At 48.5% G+C, this 21,457-nt stretch carries 16 protein-coding genes; 9 read left to right on the forward strand and 7 right to left on the reverse strand.

All coding sequences use genetic code 11. From position 1 onward, the window contains the following. Positions 1–142: 142 nt before the first annotated feature. Positions 143–1,513, reverse strand: coding sequence for a ParB N-terminal domain-containing protein (locus FWE06_06400; protein ID MCL2546809.1), 1,371 nt, complete (start codon positions 1,511–1,513; stop codon positions 143–145). Positions 1,514–2,034: 521 nt separating this feature from the next. Here FWE06_06400 and FWE06_06405 point away from each other — a divergent pair. From FWE06_06405 to FWE06_06440, 8 genes are all read left to right on the forward strand, one after another. Next, positions 2,035–2,886 carry a hypothetical protein gene (locus tag FWE06_06405; protein MCL2546810.1) on the forward strand — a complete coding sequence of 284 codons (852 nt, stop codon included), beginning with the start codon at positions 2,035–2,037 and terminating at the stop codon, positions 2,884–2,886. 70 nt (positions 2,887–2,956) lie between these two features. Further along, complete coding sequence (locus tag FWE06_06410) at positions 2,957–4,048, forward strand: hypothetical protein (GenBank protein MCL2546811.1); 1,092 nt, start codon at positions 2,957–2,959, stop codon at positions 4,046–4,048. Between the two features lie 59 nt (positions 4,049–4,107). Next, positions 4,108–4,443, forward strand: coding sequence for a histidine triad nucleotide-binding protein (locus tag FWE06_06415; protein MCL2546812.1), 336 nt, complete (start codon positions 4,108–4,110; stop codon positions 4,441–4,443). Positions 4,444–4,446: 3 nt separating this feature from the next. Then, positions 4,447–6,711: a ComEC/Rec2 family competence protein gene (locus tag FWE06_06420; protein MCL2546813.1), complete on the forward strand. Its 2,265-nt coding sequence runs from the start codon at positions 4,447–4,449 to the stop codon at positions 6,709–6,711. A 5-nt stretch (positions 6,712–6,716) separates the two neighbouring features. Further along, positions 6,717–7,724, forward strand: a complete 1,008-nt coding sequence (gene holA / locus FWE06_06425) for a DNA polymerase III subunit delta (protein MCL2546814.1) — start codon at positions 6,717–6,719, stop codon at positions 7,722–7,724. Continuing rightward, positions 7,717–8,298 (forward strand): DUF4093 domain-containing protein, encoded by a 582-nt coding sequence (locus tag FWE06_06430; protein MCL2546815.1) that lies wholly within the window; start codon positions 7,717–7,719, stop codon positions 8,296–8,298. Before holA ends, FWE06_06430 begins: the two co-directional genes overlap by 8 nt. 65 nt (positions 8,299–8,363) lie before the next feature. Next, positions 8,364–9,416, forward strand: a complete 1,053-nt coding sequence (locus tag FWE06_06435; protein ID MCL2546816.1) for a Gfo/Idh/MocA family oxidoreductase — start codon at positions 8,364–8,366, stop codon at positions 9,414–9,416. Positions 9,417–9,508: 92 nt separating this feature from the next. Continuing rightward, entirely contained in the window at positions 9,509–9,838 is a 330-nt protein-coding gene (locus FWE06_06440; GenBank protein ID MCL2546817.1) for a hypothetical protein, read from the forward strand. 34 nt (positions 9,839–9,872) lie between these two features. On the opposite strand, the gene FWE06_06445 is transcribed toward FWE06_06440, so the two are convergent. From FWE06_06445 to FWE06_06470, 6 genes are all read right to left on the reverse strand, one after another. Then, positions 9,873–10,370: a hypothetical protein gene (locus tag FWE06_06445; GenBank protein ID MCL2546818.1), complete on the reverse strand. Its 498-nt coding sequence runs from the start codon at positions 10,368–10,370 to the stop codon at positions 9,873–9,875. Between the two features lie 64 nt (positions 10,371–10,434). Then, positions 10,435–11,421 (reverse strand): UDP-glucose 4-epimerase GalE, encoded by a 987-nt coding sequence (gene galE, locus FWE06_06450; GenBank protein ID MCL2546819.1) that lies wholly within the window; start codon positions 11,419–11,421, stop codon positions 10,435–10,437. Between the two features lie 24 nt (positions 11,422–11,445). After that, positions 11,446–11,622, reverse strand: a complete 177-nt coding sequence (locus FWE06_06455) for a hypothetical protein (protein ID MCL2546820.1) — start codon at positions 11,620–11,622, stop codon at positions 11,446–11,448. Between the two features lie 35 nt (positions 11,623–11,657). Next, positions 11,658–12,158: a GNAT family N-acetyltransferase gene (locus FWE06_06460; GenBank protein ID MCL2546821.1), complete on the reverse strand. Its 501-nt coding sequence runs from the start codon at positions 12,156–12,158 to the stop codon at positions 11,658–11,660. Between the two features lie 27 nt (positions 12,159–12,185). After that, positions 12,186–12,935 carry an EFR1 family ferrodoxin gene (locus tag FWE06_06465; protein ID MCL2546822.1) on the reverse strand — a complete coding sequence of 250 codons (750 nt, stop codon included), beginning with the start codon at positions 12,933–12,935 and terminating at the stop codon, positions 12,186–12,188. 14 nt (positions 12,936–12,949) lie between these two features. Further along, positions 12,950–14,095, reverse strand: coding sequence for a ribose-phosphate pyrophosphokinase (locus FWE06_06470; protein ID MCL2546823.1), 1,146 nt, complete (start codon positions 14,093–14,095; stop codon positions 12,950–12,952). 143 nt (positions 14,096–14,238) lie between these two features. On the opposite strand from FWE06_06470, the gene FWE06_06475 reads away from it, so the two are divergent. Beyond that, a complete protein-coding gene (locus FWE06_06475; GenBank protein ID MCL2546824.1) occupies positions 14,239–21,429 on the forward strand; it encodes a hypothetical protein in 7,191 nt (2,396 codons plus the stop codon). Positions 21,430–21,457: the final 28 nt, after the last annotated feature.

The following is a 21,457-nucleotide window of genomic DNA, read 5'->3' on the forward strand; positions in this document are numbered from 1 at the left end:
AAATATTCCTGCACTGCCGCCAGTTTTTGCTCCGGGGGTATTGACTTCTTGTTCTGCATTGCTATGCTCCTCTCTGTTTGTAGACTCACTTTTTCATCTGTCTAAACCGAGGGTAGCATAGCAAAATGTCCCGAAGTTAAAGTCAACGATTATCGCCGACGGGCAACTTTGCTTGCGTAAGTTTTTGGTTGTTTTTCGCTGTCACCGCCAACATTTTCATAATCTGCTCTCGCATTTGGGCGGGGGTAGTGCCTTTCGGGAAAAATTCTGCCAGTTCTTTGTTTGATAAAATCACGTTATCGTTCTCCTTTTTCTTTTGTTCCATCATAATGCCGTCAATGACATCGGGGTTGAAAGTATCTTTGTCGCTCATTTCGCGCATACGCTGTGCTTGCGCCAGTGACGGTGCTGAGCCGAGACTGTTAATGTTCTCGGCGATATAACGCTGGTGGCCTTTGTCCTTAATATGCGCTAACTCTACCGCCGTGGTAAATCCCATTTTTTTGGCATCAACCAATTCCATCAGTTCCGGCACGAGTTCGGTTAGCTTGATATATCGCTGAACTTGTTTGCCCGACATAGTATTTCGCTCACCGACAATAGCGTCTGCGCGTTCGCCCGTGCCGTCCCGCGCACCTTGCCGCTTGATAGCGTCACGTTGCATTTTAAGGGCTTGGGCTTTTTCTGAAACTAGGATATTTTCCCGTTGAGTTTGGTTGTCCTCGACCATTTGCTGGATGGCTTGGTCATCTGTCAAGTCACGGATAACGGCAGGAATTTTTGCTATTTCGGCATTTCCGGCAGCGTGGTCACGGCGGTGTCCCGACACCATTTCAAATTCGAACCCGTCGGGGTCGTCTTTGAGTGGTCGGAGCGTGACAGCTTGCGTGATGCCGTGGATTTTGACGCTTTCGGTCAATGCTTGCATTTCGGCGTTATCGCCCACTTTGTACGGGTGGTTCTTGAACGGGCGAATTTTTGAACGCTCTACGAGTACAATTTTTTCCGGCTTTTGTGGGATGACTTTTGCTGTGGGTGTGATGTTTGGGGGGATAGCGGGGGTAGCTGCCTCAATGTTTGGTTTGGCGGGACTGTCTGCGGAGTTTTCCTCTTTGGACTTGTCTGATGGTTTGGTATTCGTTGAGGGTACTTGGGCGGCATTCGTTTTTTCGGGTTTGTCTGCTTCGGGCGGTACGGGCGTTGTTATCGGAGATTTTTCCGCTGCTGTTGGCGGTTTAGTGGGTGTAGTTTTTTCGGGGGTATCAGACTTGGCGGGGGCGGACGCGGTTTTTTTGTCTGTCTTTGCCTCTGTTGGTGGCTTTTCATCTTTGGGTGCGTTTGATGTTGGCACAATCGGCTCTTTGGGGGCAGTTGGCGCGGGGTTGTTCGGCTTGCTTGGTGGCGTAACCTCCGGCGATTGCGGCGCAGTGACGGGTGGCATAGGTTTTACGCCTTGCGTTGACTTTGGGGCGGGTGTTGCTTGCGGGGCTTTCTTCTTAGGCTTTTTAGCCATGTGTGGTTCCTCCGGTAAAAATAAATTATGGCGACGCTAGGCGGAAGACACTTTTCGCACAGCGTCGTCATGTATAAAAATAAAATCGCGCCCTATTCGGCGCATTGATTGGGCTATTGTCTTATTGCGGGTGTTGTGCTATAATCAACACAGGTTGCAGTGGAACGGAAACCGCGCTTTTCGCGCAATTGTAATCATGTTGTAATAATCACCTCTCTTGATGGGGCTGTGGGCAACAAAAAACGCCCGATTGAAAACAATCGAGCGCATTTATAGCCTTTGAAACTGAGAAATATTATGGTTTGCCTCTGACGTTTCGCTGTCGCGAAAGTCGACGGCGTGTGTAGCTAGTGTGTCACTAGCGGGAGCGCGGGCTTGTAGCTAGTACGCTCCTAATGGGTTCGTTTTTGGCTAGGTTTTTGCTGTCTGTCATGCCTTGAAACCTTGAATTTGCAACGGGTGTGCGGGGTTGAACCTTTAATAGATAGTTTTTATATTTTCGGAACAAGTAAGGAGCAATTATGCCGTATAAGCATGCTGGAGAAGTGGGCGATGTGTGGAAGCATATGCCACTATGCGAAATACTTAAAATAGAAAAGCCTGTAAAATATCATGAGTCAAACTCTGCCTATTCGGGATATACTATTTCAAGAAATCCCAAGACGGAATATGGCATTTTGAAAGTGTTGCAATCTTCTCGCGATGATGTGTTTGTAAACAGTGAATACTGCAAGATATTAAAAGCAAATGGGATGGGCAATCTGCGTTATACTGGTTCGCCCGGTTTAGCAATGGAAACCCTCTCCAATAAAGCAAATTACTTTTTTCACGATTTAGAGCAAGAAGCACTAAATGATGTTAAAATATTTGCTCAATATAAAGAATTGCAAAATCATGTAAAGACCATTTGCGGTGATTCAATCAATGCCTTTTTAAATAACGATTATGTAATTGACTGCAATGACTTCATATTTTTTGACCCTTATTGTCCTTTTGACAAAAATGAAAAAGGTTATAATTTTTTCGATATATTTACAAAGGCTATCATCTCAAAATCAAAGATTTTGTTATGGTATGGATATGAAAGCATTGTTGGTCAACAGGAAATTTTAGCGCAATTTCGAACCTTGGCAAATGAACACAAGATAGAAATTTGGAGTTTTGATGTCTGGCAAAAAAACATGACTTGGAGTGGGTGCGAAATAAATCCCGGCGTGCCGGGTTGTGGGATTGCGTGTGTAAACTTATCAGATGAATCTGTTACTATAATAAAACAGCAGTTAGCGTTTATAGAAAATTGTTATGCTAATGCCATATATAATGGAAATGATGCTATGTTACTGGTTGAAACAAACAGATTTCACTGCACCTGATAAGCACAATCGGCTACGCTAACGGCAAATCAATAGCGAAATTTATATTAGTCGAAAGGGTATAACTATTATGCAAAAGAATACCCATGAGCGTCTTGTTAATATCCCCGATTGCTTTGAAATACATAGCGACTTCTTGAAACATATCCGAAAAGAGGAGTTTGAAATTGCGTTTAGGCAGATTTGGGATATATTCAACCACATCTATGAAGATATTTCTGCCAAACAGCAGGAATTTGGCATACCGGCAAATGTCAAAATGTATGGAGCGACAATATATCGCCCCATTTCGTTGCTATACTTGCTGTTTGTTTCGGGTGTTGTTGAAAGTCAGACACTAACCGCTAATGTCGAGAAATTCAATGAGTTGAACTTAACAGAACACAATGCAAGTTCAAAACTTAAAAATATTCCCGCACTTATTGAACGCTTGCATGATTACGGGTTTGTTTTCGAGGGCTTGAATGGCTATAAAATTCCTAAATCGGCACACTCGATAGAAATATGCTATCCCGATAACCCCAATATTATTACTGTCTTAAAATATATGGCAGACAAAGCATATAGGCACGGAAAGAGAAACAACTTCAATTCATGCTATTTTAGGCTGCTAGACGAAAGTGTGGACGTCGTTACTTACGATAAGGGAATGACCGTGTTTGCCGACCGACTAAATACTCAATCGGAAAGAGATTTTGCATATACATTCGATAAAGCGTTGAGAGAAAGCGGCTTTTTCGCCCACGAAAGGCACGGATATTCATACTACGACAAAGAGAGCGTAATGAGGTCGAAAGGTGCATATCATTTTAAGCTGGAACGGCTTGATAAAGAAACTGCGAGGCAAGCGTACGCCAGCTCATTAGCATTACTGTTTTCGGAAATGGACAACAACGATAAAGTTCTCATACTGTGTTTGCGTATTAGAAATGCGGAAAAATGCTTGACGTATTTAGAACAATGTCCCGACACGGTCAAGGCGATTTTTCGAGGCAGCGATAATGGGTGCGGTTATCGTGCGAAATGCGACATCGGGAATGATTATCTATTCGAGGGCAACACGCATTGGCGTTGTTCGTGTTGTCGTGCAATGTTTCATTGCTTGCCCCAAATTAGCGACATACCGCATTATATAAAACTGGTGGAACTTGGGTTTAAGTAGTGGGGAATGATACCGCAGTATAAGCATTACACCAACCCCAACAAAACGGAGGCACTTTTATGTTAGACTGCATTTTCTGCAAAATCATCGACGGCGACATTCCGTCCCACAAGGTTTACGAAGATGGCGAAATGCTTGCGTTTCACGACATTGCACCGCAGGCACCGGTGCATGTGCTGTTTATTCCGAAAATACATGTCGCATCTGCCGCTGATATCACGCCCGAAAACGCGCCGTTGATTGGACGGATATTGGAAAAAATGGCTTTCACAGCACGGGATTTAGGCCTTGAGGACTATCGTATTGTTAGCAACGTCGGCGAAAAGGCAGGGCAGACGGTGTTTCATTTGCACTTCCACTTATTGGGCGGGCGCGAAACGCCGCAGTCTTTTTAGCGTATGAAATCGGCAAATCGTCCGTTGGCAGCCCTTGCGGTGGGCTTTTCTGCCGCGATGTTTATTGCGCATTATATCTTGCCTATGCGTTGGTTGTGGCCGGCGGCGATAGTTATGTTTTGCGTTGCGCTTGTCGTGACATTGTTTAAGCGCTTGCCTGTGCGTGCACTGCCACTGCTGTTAGCAATTGGTATGGCAATGGGATTCCTGTGGCGGTTGGGTTGGATTGAGTGGCGTGTGGGCGGTGTGCGCGAGCTGCATGAAAAAATCATGCCTATCACTGCTGTGGTGCAAGAGCCGCCAATCGAAGGACATGGCTTTATGACGCGTATCCGTGCTACCACGCACGGGCGGCAAGCTATGCTGTATGTTACGGCTGACGAGGACATTGACCTTTATAGCTTACGGGCAGGCGACATTTTACACTTTACAGCTCTACTCCGCGTGCCTGAGCCGGACGGTGACGACCCACTTGTTGGGTTTCGGCGGCATGGTGTCGTCATTTCAGCGTTGCAGCGTGGCGAAGTGATCATTGAGCGGCGAGGAAATGTGTCGCTGTTGCACGGCATCAACCGTTTTTCGCACACCATTTCGCAAACATTGCAAGAGCGCCAACCGCAAGCGTCGTCTGCCTTGGCGGCCAGCATATTCCTTGGCGATCGCTCGGAGATAACGCCGTCACAGCGCGACAATCTGCGTGAGAGCGGACTTATGCATGTTACGGCGGTCAGTGGTATGCATGTGGCGTTTCTGATGGGCTTTGTGTTGTTGCTGTTCGGCAACCGGCGGTGGGCATTTGTGCCGTCGTTGCTGATCATGTTCGGTTTTGTGGCGCTGGCAGGATTCCCTGCATCGGCAGTGCGGGCAGCAATTATGCAAGCCATTATGTTAGTTGCTTACTGGCGGGGGCGGCCGCACGATACATTGACAAATTTGGCGATGGCATTGGCAATATTGCTTGCCGTCAATCCATTTTCAGCAGGTGACATTGGGTTGCATTTGTCGTTTGCGGCGACGCTAGGTATTGTGTTGTTTGCCGAGCGATTTAAACAGGGTATTGACAAAGTACTGCCCAACACTGAGCGAAAACTATTAACCCGTCTGCGCCGTGCCTTTGTCGCCGGCGTGGCAACCAGCCTTGCCGCTATGCAGTTTTCGGCACCGTTGCTGCTTTATAATTTTGGGGTGATGTCGTTATTGGCACCACTGGCAACGTTTGCGGTACTATGGGCGGTTGTGGCGATATTCTTGCTCACGCCGCTGTTTGCCGGGCTGACGATGATATGGGCGCCGTTGGGCGTGTCAGTGGGCTGGGTTATGTGGATGCTGTCGCAATGGTTTTGGCTGGTTGCCAATACATTGTCGTCTCTGCCGTACATTGTTGTACGTGTTAGTGATTTTTATGCCGTGCTTTGGACATTTGCGGCCATTGCCGTTGTTGGGGTCATTGCGTTGTCGCGGCACGCGCGCAAAGTGGTAGCCGTTGGTGTGGCGTGCATTCTTTGCATGCTGGCAGTGAGTTATGGATTCAGCTCGTTGGACGGGCAGCGTTGGGAAGCTGTCATCACTGTTGTCAATGTTGGGCAAGGGCAGGCGATAATTGTGCAAAGCGGCGACGTGACGCTACTCATCGACTGCGGTAGTCTTAATGCCAATGCCGCTGAGCGTACGGTGCAGACATTGCGCAACAAGGGCAGTGTGGTAGTTGATTACGCTGTAATTACACATGGTCATGCTGACCATGTCAACGGTTTAGAGAATCTCGTTGGGCGTATTCCTGTGTGGCAGACGCTATATCCGCCCGTTGACCACGTTGCCGCCGCATGGGCGCACGCTTTGGCGACGACAGCGCGCAGCGTTGCTGAAACAACATATCTTGCGGTGGGCGCAGCGATAGTCACTGTGCTCCCATCGGTTGCAGGCTCGCAGGAAGGCACAAATGAGACCGGCTTGACAGTCGTGATTGAAGTTGGCGGCTTTGCCATGTTGGTCACAGGTGATATGAATGTTTTGACCGAGCGCCGCATTGCCGGCTACTACGGGCTTTCAACGGTTGAGGTGCTGGTGGCCGGACATCATGGTTCGCGGCATTCGACTGGTAACCCGCTATTGCAAGCAACTAACCCGCAGGCGAGCATCATCAGTGTGGGGCGCAACCACTTTGGACACCCGCATCCCGATGTCTTGGAGCGGTTGTATAATCATGGCGTGAATGCTTATCGTACCGATGAAATGGGTAATCTTGTCATTAGAGTAACGGGGAATTGAGATTTATGGCACTAAAAGAGCTAAAAACACAATTAAAAGAAGAAAAGCCGGCGGCGTGCTATGTCTTTTTTGGTGAGGAAAGCTATTTGCGTGAATATTATACGCGGCAATTGATTGCGGCAGTTTACGGCGATGACGACAGCGAATTGACAATATTGCGAGGTAGGGGGCTGACGATGGATGAGCTGCTCGATGCTGTTGAAAGCATTTCAATGCTGCATAAGCATAAGCTTGTCATTGTCAAAGACTTAGATTTCTCAAAGCCGCCGGCTAATCTCAAAGAAGCGTTAGAAACGCTGGCCATCCCCGAGGATGTGACATTGCTGTTTACCTGTACGTCGCCTGATTATAAGCCGGATAAGCGCACAAAAAGCTATAAAAATATCATTCAAATCGCTAATGTTGTCGAGTTTGAGCGGCAAAAAGAGGCAGATTTGGTGCCGTGGATTGTACGGCGGTTTGGGACGTATGGCAAGCAGATTGCCAACAGCGAGGCGAACTACTTGTTGTTTCAGTGCGGTACACTGATGGGCAACTTGGCGCAAGAAGTGGATAAAATTACCAGTTTTTCTGATAATGCTATTATTTCCAAATTGGATATTGATGCTGTGGCGTTGCCGGTTGTCGAAACCGTCGTCTTTGCGTTGACCAATGAGTTAACTGACGGGCGTTATGATAGGGCTGCCGCGACGCTCAATGACTTATTGCAGGCCCGCGAAGAGCCGATTATGCTGCTGGGATTGTTGGGTAAGCAGTTGCGCGGACTTTATGCGGCCAAGTTAGCGATGAATGCGGGGCAGGGGAGTCGCGTCGTTATGGACATGATGGGCTATCGCAATGAATATCCTGCAAAGAAGTTGCTTGACGCTGCACGTCGTCTGTCGCTGGAGTGGTGTCGACAAGCTATGATAATGGCATGCGAATATGACAAGAAACTTAAAACATCAAGTGTTGATAAGCAAGATGCGCTGCCGTTATTGCTGGCAGAATTGGCAATGAATAAACATGAGTAAGCCTAAAATTGCCGAAGTGATCGTCGTTGAGGGACGGTATGATAAACAGGCTGTATTGTGTGCGGTTGACGCGCTGGTCATTGAAACGGGCGGATTTGCGATCTTTAATGACGAGCAGAAACGCCGCGAGCTCAAAGCACTTGCCGAGGAGCGAGGGCTCATTATTCTCACCGATAGTGATAGTGCGGGGCAAGTTATCCGTGGGCATTTGAAAGGGTTGGCTAAAAATGTTAAAGTGGCATTTATTCCGGATATCGCAGGCAAAGAGCGGCGTAAAGCTATTCGGTCTAAAGAGGGTAAACTTGGCGTGGAGGGTATGCCACCTGATGTGATTTTGGCGGTATTGGAACGCGCAGGAGCATTTGTAGGGGCGACCGTCCCTACACTCATCACAACAGCTGATTTATACGATTTAGGACTCAATGGTCACCCAAACGCCAAAGCACGTCGTCAAGGTCTGCAGCGTGTGTTGCGCCTGCCGCAACGCATGTCGTCACGCGATTTATGCCGTGTGTTGAGTGGGCGGTATACAGTGGATGAAATTCGTACCATCTTGTCGCAAAATAATGGTTGACAATTATGGAAAAACTTCGTATACTAGCGTGAGTCTAAAAAATACATTGCTATGAGGTGATGACTATGTCTAACCATAATATGCGCGGTGACACGCCGCTGAAAGCTGCCGTTGTCGGGTGCGGCAACGTATTCCCTATGCATGCTTACCCTGTGGCCAACATGGAGGGGGTGGAGCTGGTCGCCATTTGCGACAATAAGCTTGATGTAGTCAACTGGCGCAATAAAGAATTTAATGTCAAGGCATACACTGATTTTGACGAAATGTTGGCAACCGAACAGCTTGATATATTGCACATTTGTACGCCGCATTATCTGCATGCGCCGATGGCTATCAAAGCGTTTGAGAAAGGCTTACATGTGTTGACAGAAAAGCCGATGAGCATCACACTCGACGACGCAAAGGCGATGATTGGTGCGGCAGACAAGGCAGGCAAGACGTTGGGTGTAATTTTTCAAAACCATTACAATCCTGCGTCACAGCTTGTCAAACGCGCACTCGACAGCGGTCGTTTAGGCGGCATTAAGGGTGTAAAGTGCAGCGTCACGTGGGATAGGAGTGATGAGTATTATAGTCGTAGTGACTGGAAAGGCACGTGGGACAAAGAGGGTGGTGGCGTGGTCATTGACCAGGCAATCCATACGCTTGACCTCTGTCGTTGGCTGATTGACAGTCCTGTGGTATCAGTGAGCGCGCATACTAGCAACCGCAACCACCACTTTATTGAAGTCGAAGACTCGGCCGAGGGCGTGATCAATTTTCAAAATGGTGTTGCATTGGCGTTTTTTACCATCAACTACCACTCATATGATGCGCCGATTCGAATTGAGTTGCATTGCGAAAATGGTATAGCGACAATTCTCGGCGATCAAGCGAAAATTGAGTACATTGACGGCAGCGAGGAATCCGCAGGACCTGATCCGCGCAAGAGCTTTGACTATGGCAATGTCAAAAGCTACTGGGGTGTCAGTCACGTCACGCAGATTGATAATTTCTATGACTGTATTCGCACCGGCAAAACACCGGACATTTGTGGGCGCGAGGCGCTGAAAACCCAGGAGATGGTTTGCGCGATTTATGAAAGCGGAAGAAGCGGGGCGCGGGTAAAGATACGATAAAGAAGCGCCACACTGCCGTAACTGCTACTGCGCCGGTTTTAGCGGCTGTGTTTCTTGGACTATGGCTTCATGAGAGAAACAATCAAGAGGATATGGAGTTGTTGGCTACCGTAAGCGTGTCCTCTGCACTTGAACAGTTTGTTGAATACCAAGAAACCGGTAGTGAGCCTGTTTACTGGACAGGGGTTATGGAATTCAATGCATTTAGACAGGCTTATTGGATGCTTCACAGAGACACGCCGGGTAGATTTTATGACCATTCTGTTATGAATGAATTGTATGCCCTTATGCTTTGGGCACCGAAAAGAGCACAAGGGCATATTGACGGAATCGTTTATGCTATGTCACTTATTCTAGATGGTAATCACCTGAATGGTTTTTTGAGATTGTCAGAAGTAAGACATAGTGCAGCCTTGAGATAGAATAAAACAAGCGGGGCAATTGCCCCGCTTGTTCTTACTGCCATAGAAGGTGCAAAACAAGCACCAACAATCCCGGCAGTCCAACAAATAATGCCAATAGAATCCAGCTTTTGAGCCGTTTGCCGCGTGCGGTTTGTTGCAAGTCGGCGGCAAAGTTTTCGTTATCAGTATCGTCTAGCACAATGTCCGAGAAATTTGCCGCAATGTTACGCGCTTGTTCTAACATGTCAGATGGTACAAAAATATCCATGCCTTGCGCCGATGCGCCCATATATATGGTGAGGAATTCGCCCGCCCCGCGATGCCTGGCTTGCGCCGGGATGCCTTTGCCACGTAGAGCGGCGAGCAAAATATCGGACGTAGTGCCATGTGTTGCCGAACAGAGAAAGGTTGGCGCGGCATAGGCGGCCTGCACCTTTTTTGGGGTGTGTTTAGGCGAGGCAGGAGGTTCTGATGTTAGTGCCGCGCTGCAATCGGCGCAGCTGGAGAAGTCTTCGCGGTATTCGACTTTGCAGTGGGGGCAATAAGACATGGATAACACCTCCATTTGTATAGGCGGTCGCCTGTAGTCGGGCATGGAAACTTACCCCTATGATTTATTGGTATCCGTTAGGGTGCGACTTATGCCATTTCCATGCGGAAGCAATAATATCTTCAATGCTCTCATGTTGCCTATGCCAGTTCAATACACTTTCGGCCTTTTGGCTGGCTGCCACCAAAACATCGGGATCGCCGTCGCGTCGTGGACCGAAATCAGATGGGATGGCGTGGCCTGTAACTTTGCGGGCGGCATTGAGGATTTCTAAGTTTGAGTAGCCGCCGCCGCTGCCGAGATTAAAGCAATCGGACGGGTTGTCCGCCAACAGATATTCCAACGCTTTGATGTGTGCGTCGATTAAGTCGACAACATGAAGGTAATCACGAATATTCGTGCCATCAGGCGTGTTGTAATCATCACCGAAAATGGTGATTTTGTCGCGCTTTCCATTGGCTACGGCTAAGACATTGGGAATCAAGTGCGTTTCCGGCGTATGATCTTCGCCGATTTCGCCCGTTTCATATGCGCCGGCAACATTAAAATAACGCAACGCTGTGTACCGCAAGCTGTGTGCGCGGTCAAACGCCGTCATCATATGCTCCATTGCCAACTTGGTTTCGCCGTAGGTGTTGATGGGATTTTGCGGCATGTCTTCGGTCACGTGGGATGCCTTGGGGCTGCCGTAGGTGGCTGCCGTTGAGCTGAATACAATGCGCTTTACGTCACACTCTACCATGACTTGCAATAAGTTGGCAGTCGCGGTGACGTTGTTCATATAATACTTATATGGCTCGGACTGGCTTTCGCCCACAAGCGAATAGGCGGCGAAGTGCATGACGGCATCAATACTATGCTCACGCAGGATGTTAGCGACCAACTCGCGGTCGGCAATGTCGCCGATGTACAACTTTGCGTTGCTGATGGCTTGCTTGTGTCCTTTGACGAGGTTGTCGAGCGCGATGGGCGTGTAGCCGCGGTCTTGCAGGATTTTTACGCAATGGCTGCCGATGTAGCCTGCACCGCCGGTGACGAGGATATTTTTCATGCGTGGGGGCCTCCTATATAATGATTATAATTTGACTGCCTCCATAACCAAAACAGATGGGTAGCGCGTTCTGACCGCCATTTCATTTTCGTCGAAATCATTGTCAGCAGGTGGCGTGACGGGAAATAGCTCTTCCATGCGTTTTATATAGAGTGTGTGCTGAGACAAGTCGTTTATATAATCGCTAACTTTCATTGTCACGGGAACTCCTCCTGCACACGACTGATTAACAGATATTATAACAACTTTTCAAACTCATATCTATACTGATAGTACCCAAGGGTTTCATGTAAGCCAATAGACTTACCATTTTCGCACCCGGTTCCGGAGCGGATGGCTTTTGCACCGTTCTTTTTTGCTTTTGTTTCTGCATATTCCAGCAACTTTGTTGCAATTCCCATGCCACGAAACTCATCCTCCACATAAATGTCCTGTATATCAGCGAAATAAAAGCCACTCTCTTCATCCGCAAAAAATGGAACCCAAAGATACGCGACGGTCTGCTTGTCCTCGGTCTCAATGATCTCAGCGATTGTCCGGTTGTCTTTCATGCTGTCCAAAAGTGCGTCGGAAAAACCTTTTAGTTGATTTTGCAGGCTAAACCATTCCTTACGGTATTCTTCATATGATAGTTTTCGCTTCCAAGGAGAATCGCAATCGTAGTTAATGCGGCAATGCCGCTCTAAAACATACGCTTTGTCTGCCTCGAAGTTGATTGCTCTGTGCATCAAATCCATTCTCTCACCACCACAAATGAAATTTCTCTACGAAAATTGATACTGTTTTTTCACTTTCCCGTGGAAGACCACAGTGATTGCTTTGGGAGGGCACTGGTTAATGCAGCGATAACACATTGTGCAATTATGTGTGTGTGTGATTGTGTCGCTATTGAGAACAAGGTTAGCCATGGGACAAATTGAAACGCATATGCCACACTTAGTACAATCACTAGTCACTTTGATAGATTTATTTGCCCGTTTTTCTACCATTGATAAAAATATACCTTGGAATAACCCTAGCACACGGGAGACTGCACTAAAGCCGCGCTTTCTAATGATGCCGTTTTCAATATTGCGGCACACGGCTTGTATTCTGTGCTGAGCCTTTTCAATGCGCTTCTCAATGCGTTTATCGCTGTCCATTGGTAGGACGAACATGTTGCTGACATTGTTTGGCATAAGGAAATGTTCGGCATAGATCACTTGGATATGCCTTTTGGGAAAGAGTGTTGTGAACGTACGTGCACCATCACCTGAAAGAAGCCACTGTGTGCAGAAGATGATTACTTTTTTGTCGACCAGTGCTGCCATGTTCTGCGCCACAAATTCCCGCATGATTCTGGGCACTCTTGACATATAGACCGGATAACAAAATCCGATAACCTCTTCTCCACCTATCAGTGATTCAAAGTCAACTGTCTCTTCAATAGAATGCGCTACGGCATCCATATTTTGGCAGAATAGCTCAGCAATGTATTTTGAATTTCCTGTGCCAGAGAAATAGAACATGACCATGTGGGCAAGCTCCTTTACTTAAAATACTGTGGCTGTCGTTCTCGCAAAATTTTCTCAATGCGTTGCGTTGGTTCAAGTAGTGAACTAATTGAATTATCGGCGTTAAGCGTATCGATAATATAAGCGATAAATTTGCTCATATCAACACTGCGATACCATGGCTTTTCCAATAATTCGGGGCGTTGGTAGATGAGGTTTGTGGTGAAAACTTTGTCGAGAAATCCGTCTTGATAGGCCCTATCAAATGCGTCAAATCCACTGGTAAACTGCCCGAATGTGGAGAACATAAAGACGCGCTGTGCGCCCTCGGCTTTGAGTTTTTCGGCGACTTGCAGCATGGAGTCGCCGCTGGCCATGATGTCGTCAATGACTAGTGCGTCTTTGCCGGCGATATCGCTGCCCAAAAATTCGTGTGCGATGATGGGGTTGCGTCCGTTGACAATGCGAGAATAGTCGCGTCGTTTGTAAAACATACCGAGATTTAGACTCAATGCCGACGAGAAATACATGCTGCGCGTCATGCCACCCTCGTCGGGGCTGATGACGACGCATTTATCACGGTGCAGCTCAATGTCATCAACGGTGTTAAGGAGAGCCTTTATCATCTGATACGTTGGACGCACGTTGTCAAATCCACTAAGTGGAATGGCATTTTGTACGCGGGCATTGTGTGCGTCAAAGGCGATGATATTGTCGACACCCATTGCTGTCAGCTCTTGTAGCGCAATGGCGCAGTCAAGAGATTCGCGGTATGTACGATTGTCTTGTCGTCCCTCGTACAGCATGGGCATTATCACGGTAATGCGCCGCGCTTTGCCGCCAATGCTGCCGATGACACGCTTGAGGTCTTGATAATGGTCATCGGGACTCATCGGGACATCCATGCCATACATCTTGTACGTCACACCGTAGTTGAAGACATCGCAAATGATGTAGACGTCATGTCCGCGTGTGGTATGGTCGAGTAATGCCTTGCCCTCGCCGGTGCTGAAGCGCACCAATTTTACGGGTAGCGAAAAGCCGGGACAGTCATCACCCCAATATTCACCTTTGCGCCACTCACAAATCCAGCTTTCCGCTTTTCTTGCTAATCCCTCACTGCCACGCATGGCAATAATGCCAAGCTCGCCAACCCGTGTGTGCCCGTTGATTTTACCCATTTATTATATCCTCCGTAATTTCATCCAAGCTACAGTATACACGATTTGTTGACAAAAAGCTAGTCTTGGCAGAGTAAAGATTCTGTATAACTCCCACGTCTTACGGGCAAAACATGGTTATCTGCAATTTTTTGGAGGATACTATGAAAAATCCTGATGCTCACCCAAAACTGTATAGCCAGTCGCGGCAATGGATGCACGATCATGAGGTGTTGGGCAAGCAAAAGTGCCGACGTGCTGCGCGGAGGTTGTTGCGTGCCATGCGTACGGTAAATCGCGTACATGAGGCTGTAAAAAAACTTGGATTGCGAGACGGCGCGTATGAATGGTTGCTGGACAACCGTTATTTGCTCATCCGTGAAGGCATCGACGCGCTGGACGCCTTAAAACGTGCGCCCGCACTGCCCGCCGATTCGCAGCGCGATGTGCGTATGTTATCGCTGTGCCGCTTACTTGTTGAGAAGGGCGTGTTTGACGCGGCGTGTTTGGTGTTTTTCTTACAAGGCATACAGGCTGATACATCGTTGAGCGAGGATGAGTTGTGGATGACCGTACCATTGTTGAAAACGGCATTGATTTTGTATGCGGCGGATGTTTGTGAAAGACTGGCCGATGTTGCAGGGGGCAATGATAGCAATACGCCGACTGCTCTAAACACGGCCATGCAAAACATCATCACAACCTTACGTTGGATCTCGACCAGCGATTTGCGAGAGATCTTGCAGCAAGAAAGTACTGTCGAAAAAATCTTGCAGGGCGACCAATCAGGCGTGTACGCCGCTATGGACGAAGATTCGCGGGCGTATTATCGCGCGCGTGTAACGGCGTTGGCAAAGAGAACAGGTAAAACCGAAGAACAAATCGCCACTGAAGCGGTGCTTTCAGATGGGCATATAGGGAATTTTTTATTTTTACGTGAAGATTGTCAAAAACGATCTAAGCAACACGGAATGCTATATTTTTCGACGCTGATTGTTGCATCACTCGGATTGTCGATATTAGGTGCGTTTGTGGCACGCACATGGTGGTTTGGGTTGCTGTTTTTGCCGCTGCTGTTCGATGCCTGCAAGCAATGGCTGGACGCGCTGGTGCTGCGGATTACACCGCTGACGCATACGGTAAAGTTGGCGTATAGGGACGGTATTCCAAGCGATGCACGAACGATGTGCGTTATTTCGCTGCTGTGTGGCAGTTCTGATAAGGCAGCGCATGCCGTGGGGCAGTTGGAAAGGTATATGCTTGCCAACCGCGATGCGGGAGAGCATTTAGTGTTTGGGCTGTTGTTGGACTTAGCAGACACCGATGAGCCTTCGGACGAAATCGATGAACTTATTATTCAATCTGCCAAAGAAGAAATCGACAAACTCAACAGCAAATATGGCGGGCGGTTTACGTTATTTACACGCCCGCGTGTTGAATCTAACGGTATATGGATGGGTCATGAGCGTAAACGCGGGGCGTTGATGGCGTTGTGTCGCCTATTACGGGGCAGTGAGTGGAATTTAAGCGTTCATGGAGATAAGGCGTCAATGCAGGATATCACTTATCTCATCACATTGGACAGCGATACACGGCTATCAATCGGCGCGGCAAAGCTGATGGCGGGTGCTATGATGCACCCGGCGAATACGCCAGTTATCGACCCTAAGAAGAGGATTGTCGTCAGCGGTCATGGTATTTTGCAGCCGCGCATTGGCGTGGATTTGCAAGCGGCCAACCAGTCGGTCTTTGCACGATGGTTTGGCGGTCAGGGAGGTTTTGACCCCTATATCAGCGCGGCAGGCGATGTGTACCAAGATTTCTATGGACAAGGGAGCTTCAGCGGCAAAGGTATACTTGATATCGATGCTGTACTGATGTGCTTAGACGGACGATTTCCTGACAATCGTATTCTGTCGCACGACTTGCTTGAAGGGGCATACTTGCGAGCGGGATTGCTGGGTGATGTGGAGTTGATTGACGGCGTGCCGACACGGGCATTGAATTGGTTTACTCGATTGCACCGTTGGATTCGCGGCGATTGGCAGATTGCCAAGTGGTTATGCTGGCATGTGCCAGCTCATTCGGGGCGCGAGGGAAACCCTTTGAGTGCTTTGAATCGTTGGAAGATTTTTGACAATTTGCGCCGTAGCGTTGATTGTCTGTTTCAATTAGTGTTGATGACGTTGGTGGTTGTGACGCACGGAATTATGGCGTGGACAGCGGCGGGAGCGTTGGTATTATTGATGTTTGCGCCGTTTATAACGAAAATTCCGTCGTTATGGCATCAATCGCGTCCAAAACGTGTGAAGACATTTGGTTCGGCAAAGTTGGGCGCGGCAGTTGATGTAGCAAAGGCATTGTTGATGGCGGCTCTGCTGCCGTATCGTGCATGGATGGCATTGAGTGCTATTGCCACAGCATTGTGGCGCGTGACGATAAGCAAAAAACATTTGTTACAATGGACAACAGCCGCTGAGGCCGATGCCGCACGAACACCAACATGTGCAAAAACAAACGTGCGGCTGTGGGCGAATTGGCTGTGGGGTGCGGGACTGATAGCATGGGCGCAATCGTGGCTTTCAGTTGGTGTCGCGTTAATGTTGGTATTTGCGCCGACGATAGCGTGGATAATAAGTCGACCGTGCAAACGTCACATTGAGCTTGTGGCGGAAGATCGAGAATTTCTAATGCAACAAGCCTCTTTGATGTGGAGGTATTTTGAGGAAAATTTGCTGAAAGAGCATCATTATCTGCCACCGGATAATTTTCAAGAACAGCCGGCTGTCGGGTTGGCGCCGCGCACGTCGCCTACGAACATCGGGCTAGGGCTGTTGTGTGCACTTGCCGCTGTTGACCTACAACTGACAAACCGTGACCGGGCCTTAGATCTTATTGACAAAATGCTTTCCACTGTTGAACAACTGGAAAAATGGAACGGTCACATTTACAACTGGTATGATACACGCACGCTTAAACCGCTGCACCCATGCTTGGTTTCGACTGTGGATTCGGGCAATATGATTGGTTATTTAATCGCGCTGGAACAGGGCTTACTGGAACATGACGATGAATATGGTATAAAATTGGCGCGCCGCGCAAAAGACTTGGCAGATGCGATGGATTTGCGACCGTTGTATGATAAACAAAAACGGCTCTTTGCCATCGGGTATGATATCGATAATGGAAAATTATCTGACGGCAGTTACGATCTGTTGTGTAGCGAAGCGCGGCAGACAAGCTATATTGCGGTGGCACGCAACGAGGTTGACCGTAAGCATTGGCGGCGATTGAGCCGTGCGATGGTAGGGCAGGATGGCTACGGAGGTATGGCGTCTTGGACGGGTACGATGTTTGAATACCTCATGCCGCACCTGCTATTGCCACGCTACGACAATTCGCTGCTCGATGAAAGCTGTCGATTTGCCGTGCGTGCACATCGGCGTCACGGGGCACGACACGGCGTGCCGTGGGGTGTGTCGGAAAGTTGTTTTTATGCTTTTGACGCAGCGCTAAATTATCAGTATAAGGCGCATGGTGTGCAAAAATTGGCATTCAAACGTGAACTGGATAAGGAGGTTGTTATCGCGCCATATGCGGCCTTTATGGCACTGGCAGTTGAGCCTCGTGCAGCTGTGAAAAATTTGCAAATCATGTGCGCCAAAGGCTATGAAGGGAAATATGGCTTAGTTGAAGCCATCGACTACACGCCGACAAGGCAACAATCACCTGAACATGGAGAAGTGATAAAATGCTACATGGCGCATCATTTAGGCATGAGCTTATTGTCGATCGCCAATTTGCTGTGTGATGAAATTTTTATCAAAAGATTTTTGAAAGAGAAAGAGATGAGTGCATTTAGCGAACTTTTAGAAGAAAAAGTGCCGTGTGGTAGTATGACAGTCAAGCCGGCCTCGCCTGAGGTTCCGGACAAACCGCAACGCTTGCAGGGGGAAGAATTTCACCGTGAAGGCGACAGCGCGGATGAAAAATGTCCGCGATTGCACTTGCTGTCTAACGGCGCATACACGCTGATGGCGGCCGATGGCGGTGTTATCGGCGCGGCGTGTGGCAGTACTCAGCTATATAATAAAGAGGCTTTCAGAACTTGTGGTCAGCGACACTCCGGCGGCATATTCTGGGGATTGAAGCTGGGCGACAAGATATTTTCTTTGACAGCCATGACATATTACGATGATATAAAACGAACTTGGCAGTTCAAAGGTGGCAGTGCTTTGTGGCATAGTGAATTTGGTGATGAGAAAACAACACTGGCAGTGAGAGTGCCCGGCAACGAGAACGCCGAGCAGCATACCGTGACAGTCGAGGGCGTCAAGGCGGATATAACAGGCGAATTAGTCTGCTATTTTGAACCAATGCTTGCGCCTGAGAATGAATTTAACTCACATCCAGCGTTCTCGAAACTTTTTTTACAGAGCCAGTGTGATGACAATGTATTGACATTTGCCCGCCGACCACGTGGTGATAAGCAAAAGAGTTATCTATCTGTCTCTTGTGATGCTGAGGATGTCACTTATGATACTTCACGTGAACAAAGTCTTGGCCGAGGCGGTTTTCACGCATTAGAGCGCGCCGTGCAGTCGCTGCCAAAAAACACTGTTGGGTCGGTGCTTGACCCGTGTATGTTAATGCGCGTGCCGATTGCCGTTAAGGCGGGCGGGCGCGTGACAGTCACCATGTCGATGGCGTATGCCGGACGGCGCGAAGATGCAAAGGCAGCGGCGTTGCGAGCATTGAAATATGACGGGTATACCGGCGGACGTGTCGATGGAGCAATGCGCTTGCTGTCGATGGGGCAGGGCGATGCTGTCATGGCGTGCGAGTTGGGTGCTGATATTTTGTTTGCACGGCCCAACCGCATGGCAAACCGGCTCAATCGTCTCGGGCAAAAAGACTTGTGGAAATTCGGCATATCAGGCGACTTGCCGATTGTTTTATTTCATGCTTGTGAAGAGAAAGAAAAGATACAAAAAATGTTAAAAATGCATCGTTTTCTTGGTTTTAACGGGCTGCGTTATGATTTGATTTTGCTAACACGCGACGGAAGCGACTATCATCGCCCTATGCGTGGCCATGTGCTGAATGCTTTGAAGGAACTCAACGTCGAATCCAGCATTGATACCAAAGGCGGTGTGCATATATTCGACCGCAGTGTATTGAGCGATGATGAGCTGACGTTGTTGAAAGCCGTTGCAAGAGTGGAGGTTGAGGGAAGCTACGAGTCGCCGAATCGGCAAGCAACCATCAGCAACAATGATCGCCGCCTACGGGCAAACAAGCTTGAACCTCTACCGTCGTATGTGGCAAAGGTGGAAGTGCCCGATGACGGTGTAATCAGTTTCGATACGACGGAAACCTTGCCGTTGCAATGTTTGAGCCATGTACTTGCCAACCGTGCATTTGGGGCAATTATGTGCGATTACGGTTTTGGGCACGTCTGGCGACGCAATGCACGAGAAAATCAAATTACGCCGTGGCGTAATGATTTATTGGCGCATCAGCAAGAAGAGCAAATTGAGCTTGTCTTTGGCGGACAAACAATGTCGCCATTCGCGGCAAACGATGGTTGGCAATGCCGCGTGGAGTACGGTACGGGCTACGCGAAATACGTGAAATCAAAAGACACTGTAACAGTCACAACAACCGTCTTTGTGCCACGCTCGGCGATGGCACGTGTTGTTATGTTGGATATCCAAGGTGCGGACACAGCAATGCTAAAATATCAAGCGAAATTACGCATGGGCAGTACAGCTGACTTTGAACGTTACGTGATCGTAGAACGTGATGAAAACGGCGTGATTGTCGCACAAAACCATTATAACAAAGATTTTTCTCCACAACAGATCACAATTTCCTGCACAAGTCCATTCATACAATGCAATGAACAAAACCCGCTCGAAGCTACCGCAGAATTGACAGGGCAGGAAAACAATATTCAAGCTGTACTCTGCCTGAGTGCAGCGCAAAATCAAGGCGGTATGGAAACAGTATTACAGTATTGCAATTGGCAGTTGTCTGTCGAAACATTGGCTGATGTGAAGCAACATGTTGCCGCCCTCACATGTCCCAAAACGGTGCAATCCGGCGATAAAGCACTCGACCGTTACCTCAATGGTTGGGCATTGCAGCAAGCATTGGTTTGCCGCATTTATGCGCGCACTTCAATGTATCAGTGCGGCGGCGCATACGGTTACCGTGACCAGTTGCAAGATTGTTGCGCCTTGCTTGACAGTGATCCGTCTATCGCCCGCAATCAGCTTATTCGCGCAGCGGCGCACCAGTTCGAAGAGGGTGACGTGCAACATTGGTGGCATGAAGCGAATCGCAATGGGTGCGAGTTTCATGCAGGGGTGCGCACACGGTGCAGTGATGATTTGCTATGGCTGCCATACGTTTTGGCTAAATATGTGTGTAAATCTGATGATTTAGATTTGTTAAGACAACAAATTCCGTATATTACGTCACCGATTTTAGAAGAGCATGAACACGAACGGTATGAAAAGCCGCAATTGAGCAATTTACGTGAAAGTTTGCTTGACCATTGCAAGCGCGCCATTGACATGGTGCTGAATCGCGGTGTAGGCGAACACGGATTGTTGCTTATGCTGGGCGGCGACTGGAATGATGGCATGAATCGCGTGGGTGAGCGCGGGCTGGGTGAAAGTGTTTGGTTGACATGGTTTGCTGCGCATACGTTGGAGCGATTTGCCGATTTGTGTGAACGCATTGGTGATGAATCGCACACACGATATCGTGATGAGGCTGAACGATTGTGGCAATCGGCGCGTAATGCGTGGGATGGTGAATGGTACCTGCGCGGCTACTATGATAACGGGCGCACCCTTGGCAGCTATGCCGATGATGTATGTCAAATCGACTCAATTGCTCAATCGTTTGCGGCACTAGATCCACGCGGTAACCGCGAACGGCAGGTTCAAGCTTTAGAATCGGCATATGCGCGGCTGGTTGACGAAAAAAAGAAATATATCAAACTCTTCACGCCACCGTTTGATGCCGACGATTACGAGCCGGGCTATATCAAAGGCTATTTGCCGGGCGTGCGCGAAAACGGCGGACAGTACACGCATGCGGCAGTGTGGTTGGCAATGGGATTTGCGCTTGTCGGGCAACGTGAAAAAGCGCTGGAATTGCTAAAGCTGCTGTTGCCGGCAAACCATGATGGCAAAATTTATAAAGCAGAACCATACGTTATTGCCGCTGATGTATACGATAACCCCGAGCATCGCGGACGCGGCGGATGGAGTTGGTATACTGGTGCGGCGGGATGGTTTTATCGCATAGCGATGGGGTTGTTGAGTGAGGGTGGAGAGTGAAGTATTGAAAGTGGGATCAGGGGCGCGC

The sequence above is a fragment of the Oscillospiraceae bacterium genome, assembly GCA_009780275.1.
Lineage (GTDB): Bacteria > Bacillota > Clostridia > Oscillospirales > UBA929 > WRAI01.